This is a genomic window from Ensifer sp. SSB1 (genome assembly GCF_016652895.1).
GTDB lineage: Bacteria > Pseudomonadota > Alphaproteobacteria > Rhizobiales > Rhizobiaceae > Ensifer.
Genome location: NZ_JAEPRP010000290.1, coordinates 1 through 5162, shown reverse-complemented (window position 1 = coordinate 5162; position 5162 = coordinate 1). Strand labels below are relative to the sequence as shown.

Here is a 5162-nt window from a genome sequence, read left to right as displayed (position 1 = left end):
TGCCACACCTTGTTGCCAAACCACGTAATGTCACCGTCGGGCCGGAGGTCGAGCAGGATCGTGCCGAGATCCCCGTAACGGAGGGAGTAACCTGAGCCGTCGTGAACTTGAAACCATTTCGCCCCGGTGTCGCTTTCCTCCATCTCAAGGATTGGAGCAATGCCAAACAGCTTGAAGGGGCCGGTGAACGTGTTGACGCAGGGAGTGGGTGTTGTTGCCGTTCAAGACAGGGAGGTTGCCCCCACGGCGGGTACCTTAAGCGTGCGCGCTGGTCGCGTAACGCCAAATTTGCCGTCGCTCGTCCTATCTAGTGCGGGTACCTTTGAATTAATGCCCCTGCCGCCTAGCCATCTGGAACGGAAGCATTACATTGTACGCTTTGCCTGTTCATGGGAGTGAGCAATGGCAAATGCGACTGGCCGCTCGACGGCACCATTGATTTTGAGCGAGGCGGAGCGGGAATATTTAGAGCGATAGGTGCGTAAGCATCGCGTTGCTCGCTCCATGTCAGAGCGGTGCCGGATCATTCTTCGCTGTGCCGACGGAATTGCGAGCAAGGTCTTTGCCGGCGAACTCGGCGTGCATGAACATACGGTTGGCAAATGGCGGCGGCGCTTTCTTAAAGATCGGCTCGATGGCCTGCTCGACGAAGTTCGCCCTGGCCGGCCCCGAACGATCGGCGATAATCAGATTGCTGCTGTGATCGAGCGCACGCTGCGCTCTACGCGAACCGACGCGACCCATTGGTCGATCCACTCGATGGCAGGAGCCGCGGGCTTTTCGCACACGACGATCCGCCGGATATGGAACGCCTTCGGCCTGCAGCCCCATCGCACTGAGACGTTCAAGCTTTCCAGCGATCTTTTGTTCGTCGATAAGGTCCGCGACGTCGTCGGTCTTTATCTGTCGCCTCCCAATCGGGCGCTGGTTCTCAGTGTGGACGAGAAGAGCCAAATCCAGGCGCTCGATCGCGAGCAGCCGGTGCTGCCGGTGATGCCTGGCGTGCCTGAACGGCGTACCCATTCTTATGTTCGACATGGCACGACGGCGTTGTTTGCAGCTCTGGATGTCGCCTCCGGTTTCGTCATCGGCAAATGCTACAAGCGGCATCGGCCCACCAGGTTCCTGGACTTCCTGAAGCAGATCGATGCGAATGTGCCGCCCGATTTGGACGTGCATATCGTGATGGACAACTATGCAACGCACAAAACTGCATCGATCAAGAACTGGCTGATGCGGCGGCCACGCTACCATGTGCACTTTACGCCAACCTCAGCCTCATGGATCAACCAGGTCGAACGCTGGTTTGCGGAATTGACCTGCAAGCAACTACGACATGGCGTCCATACTTCGACAGCTCAACTCGAAGCCGACATCAAAAGCTTTATCGAGCGCCACAACGAAAACCCCAAGCCATACCGGTGGACCAAATCCGCAGACGACATTCTCGCATCCGTCAAGCGCTTCTGTCAGAAGGTCGACAACAGCTTATGACACCAATTTCGGATCAGATGACTAGTGCATGGGTTCTGCTGCTTGATGCAGGCGATCTCCGCCGTCGAAATCGAGAAAGCATAGGCTTCGCCCACATCGCCGCCAATGTCACGTTCTCGGGTATCTGGAGGTGTACCGCATTTGCGCCTCCCTCAGGCCGGTGGCGGAGCTTTCGTTCTCCTTGAATTGTTCATCTCGCAGCAAACCAAGACCCATCTCGAGCAGGCTTGCTGCCAAAAGCTTCGGTCTCGGTAAGGACGAGGGTCATTCATCGCACCCCCTGACGTCCACAGCTATATAGCACGGAAAAGTTGATTTCCTATTACAACCGCTATTGCACTGCCGATTGCAAGCTGCTTTGGTCCCAACCCTGAAGCGAGAGGAGATATCAGTGAATCCACGCAACCCATACAGGCATGAGATATCGTTCGACCAACATGTTTGGCTTCCAAGCACCAGTCAAAACTACCGGAGCATTGTCGATCTGATCGAGGACAGAGACTTTGTCGAGAAGTTGATAAAGTCTCGCCTGGAGGTGGCACTGCACATTACTGAACACTCGCCCGTCGCCTCCAATAAGATACTCTCGGCCCTGTCTGAAACCGACATCGCAAAAGTGCGAAAGAAAATCGCCGATCTTGGCGACGTTGAAACACGGCACAGTCTGATTTCTATTGGCTCCCACCATTTCCCCGAAATGCGTGGGAAAATGCAAACTACAACCGCCAATCCGCCCGACCACATCCACAGAATGCAGCGTGGCCAATGGTATATCGGAGACCTTTATAGTGCGGACATGGTTGGATCCTCACTTGCCAATTTGGGCATTTCATTTGCGCCCCGCGCGAACTACCTGGATTTCGGGTGTTCGTCGGGATCGCTCATACGTGCTCTCAAAGCTTTCTCCCCTGAAAGTGTTTTCCACGGCGTCGATCCCATTGTCTCATCTATTGAGTGGGCGCAGCGACACATACCGGGCTCCCACTTCTCCGTGTCGGACACCGTGCCGCCTTTGAAGCACGAGGCTGGTAGCTTTCAGGGCGTGACCGCCATTTCGATTTGGTCCCACCTTGGTGAGAACGAAGCCCTCGCCTGGTTTGACGAGATGCATCGAGTGATCGAAGATGGCGGGTGGCTGTTCTTTACGACACATGGAGACTCAGCGATCAGCTATTTCAACCGAGATCCCGCTCACAGTACGCGCAGGATCCTCGCTCTACTTGAGGGGCTGATAAACAACGATTACGTGTTTGAAGAAGTTTACCTCGGCAAATCGCCGGAAGGCCTTTCCGCCACTGGATACGGCAATGCGTATTTCCGTCGTTCTTGGGTTGAGCGAAACCTCTCTAAGAAATGGGAAATCGTTCACTTTGGCGCGGCCGAGAACCAGGGTAACCAAGATGTTTACGTACTGAAAAAGCTGCCATCGACGCTAACATCTCAGATTTCATCAATGGTCACCTCGCCCCTCCGCAGAGTTTGGCGAAAGAAAACAAAGCTATCTAAATGACGCATGAGAGAATAGCCGGGTCGTAGCACAGCGCGGTCCGAGTAAGAACCGCAGTCATTTGCCACTCCGTTTTGGGATTAGATTTGCGACGATCTCAGTCCCAAATGAACATCCCCAGAGGAGCCCCCCGAGTTCGACGCGTTATCGCGAACACCCCGGGAAGCGGGCCGTTGATGATGAGGCCGAAGTGTTAACGCGCAGCAAAAAGGGAAACCCCACGCCGGCGGAAAGGCGCTGTTCGCGTTGTCTCTCCTATATCGGAGAACTCTCCGGTGACGGACATGCCAAATTGCTTCGACGATGGCATGATCGAAATCGCGTTTGCATGCAGCAACGACGATGAGGCCATACTCAAGGCTAAACAGGAGACTTCTGCAACGCGTCTCGATCTTTCAGATTCCCTCTTTGCGCATGTCGTTATCGCAAAACCGCTTGGACTTTTGCGCAACACGCTTTAGGCGGCCTCGCTTTTGCGAGCCGTGTGCGCGGTGGTGCAGCTTAGGGCTGGTCCGCGCGCCAACGGCGGCCTTCTCTGAAGCCATAGTGGCTGAAATGGTGCCTGGCGGCAGCATCTCTGTTGCCGTCGCCCAGGTTGCTGGCCACGTCCGGGTTCAGCTTCAGATATTCCTCTGACGAGAAACCATCAAAGCCGGGGAACCTGCCTTCGAAAATGCCGTGGACCCGGTAATGCTGAAAACCCGATTGGATGTCCTTGGACCGGATCGCGGCGTAGACGTCGTCGTGAAACCGGATGTAATCGACTTCGTTGAAAAGTTGGAGGGCCAGCAACGGGTCCGGCTGACGTTGTTTGGGCGCTTTCTTGAATAATGCCATGACTCAATCCTTGGATGAAATGAGCGCGTCTTATCGCTGCAATTTAAAGTTATCTAGAGTGGTGTAGCAAATATTTTATGTCGGAGCGGTCCGGCGCAATCCATCAGCCGTCGGGTTCTAACCATAACCCCTTATGGCGTCCTCAAAGTTTACACTTCGTCCATCTCGTCACATCCTGCCCGTGTGAAGGAGACCATGGACGTACTGTAGCCGAGATCGAGGCCCGCTTGCATCGCACGGAAGGCGATCTCGTCATGAGCGTTAGCCCCGATGGTGATCTTGGCGGGCTCGACCAGGTTGAGATAATCCCGATCCCACAGATCGGCCCCGAAGATCCGCCAGGGGCCAATCATGCGGCAATTCGACGTCGCGCCTCATGACAGCACAGTTTCGGTAACCCAGATCATAGGCGGCGGCCGCGAAGTGAAGGCCCATCCGACGCGGTCGCGGCCACGGAACTTCGCACCGCCCCGCAACGTAAGCGCGGAATTCCCCGCACCTGTTCATAGCCGTGGCAGTGAGGGATTCTGTGTCCACAACGGAGACTGTGGACACAATGACATTGGATGGCGCGGGAGGATCAGGGCCGCTTCGAGTGGTTCAGGTTCTTGGCAACGGTAAGCGACGATTTGATCCGGTTGAGAAGGAGCGCTTGATTGATGCGGCCCTTGAGCCGGGAGTATCGATTGCAGGGCTTGCTCTGGCGCACGGGGTCAACGCCAATCAGTTGCGCAATTGGGTGGCGCTACGCCGACGCCGGCAAACGACCGAGAAGGAATTGACGGTTATGCCGAACAGCGCGCCGCTGGCCTTCGTTCCTGTGGTTGCGGTATCTCCGACTGCACGACCGCCGGCCCCGTCGGCTCGGCCGACATCGCCACGGGCGCGGTTGAGGGCGTCGCTACCGAACGGTGTGCGGCTTGAGCTTGAAGATGCGGATGTTGAGGCTCTGTCGGCGATGATCGAAGCACTGGGGCGTTGCGATGTTCCGGCTGGCTGATGATCTGCGCGTCTATCTTCACCGGGAGCCGATCGACTTCCGGGCGGGGATCAACAGCCTTGCGATCCTGGTGGAGCAGTCAATGGGCCTCAACCCGTTCGAGCGCGCGGTGTTCGCCTTCTGCAATCGTCGCCGCACCCGGATGAAATTGCTGTTCTTCGATCGGTCTGGCTTTGTGCTCGTGTTGAAGGCGCTGACGGAAGACAAGTTCCGCTGGCCTTTGCGGCAGGAGACGGTGGTGCCGCTCGATGCCGAGCAACTGCACTGGTTGCTCGACGGCATTGATCTCGACGCGATGGTGCGCCATCCGGTGCGGCAATATGA

7 protein-coding genes are annotated in these 5162 nt (G+C 56.4%); 5 read left to right on the top strand and 2 right to left on the bottom strand.

Annotated features, from left to right (window positions below):
• Positions 1–477: 477 nt before the first annotated feature.
• The 3 genes from I8N66_RS35930 to I8N66_RS35920 all read left to right on the top strand — a co-directional run bounded on the left by I8N66_RS35930 (position 478) and on the right by I8N66_RS35920 (position 3462).
• Positions 478–1494, top strand: a complete 1017-nt coding sequence (locus I8N66_RS35930; RefSeq protein WP_291165009.1) for an IS630 family transposase — start codon at positions 478–480, stop codon at positions 1492–1494.
• A 391-nt stretch (positions 1495–1885) separates the two neighbouring features.
• Positions 1886–3004, top strand: a complete 1119-nt coding sequence (locus I8N66_RS35925; protein ID WP_291165007.1) for a class I SAM-dependent methyltransferase — start codon at positions 1886–1888, stop codon at positions 3002–3004.
• 272 nt (positions 3005–3276) lie between these two features.
• On the top strand, positions 3277–3462 hold the full coding sequence (locus I8N66_RS35920) for a hypothetical protein (protein ID WP_291165003.1): 186 nt from the start codon (positions 3277–3279) through the stop codon (positions 3460–3462).
• Positions 3463–3502: 40 nt separating this feature from the next.
• On the opposite strand, the gene I8N66_RS35915 is transcribed toward I8N66_RS35920, so the two are convergent.
• Positions 3503–3838, bottom strand: a complete 336-nt coding sequence (locus I8N66_RS35915) for a hypothetical protein (RefSeq protein ID WP_291165000.1) — start codon at positions 3836–3838, stop codon at positions 3503–3505.
• A gap of 149 nt (positions 3839–3987) precedes the next feature.
• Positions 3988–4191, bottom strand: a complete 204-nt coding sequence (locus I8N66_RS35910; RefSeq protein ID WP_291164997.1) for a hypothetical protein — start codon at positions 4189–4191, stop codon at positions 3988–3990.
• A 203-nt stretch (positions 4192–4394) separates the two neighbouring features.
• Between I8N66_RS35910 and I8N66_RS35905 the strand changes: the two genes are divergently transcribed.
• Together I8N66_RS35905 and tnpB are read left to right on the top strand one after the other, a co-directional pair.
• The gene (locus I8N66_RS35905; RefSeq protein ID WP_291164994.1) at positions 4395–4838 is read left to right on the top strand and encodes a transposase; all 444 of its coding nucleotides are present in this window, start codon (positions 4395–4397) and stop codon (positions 4836–4838) included.
• A partial coding sequence (tnpB, locus tag I8N66_RS35900; RefSeq protein ID WP_291164991.1) for an IS66 family insertion sequence element accessory protein TnpB occupies positions 4822–5162 on the top strand: 341 nt, incomplete at its 3' end. The genes I8N66_RS35905 and tnpB, both read left to right, overlap by 17 nt.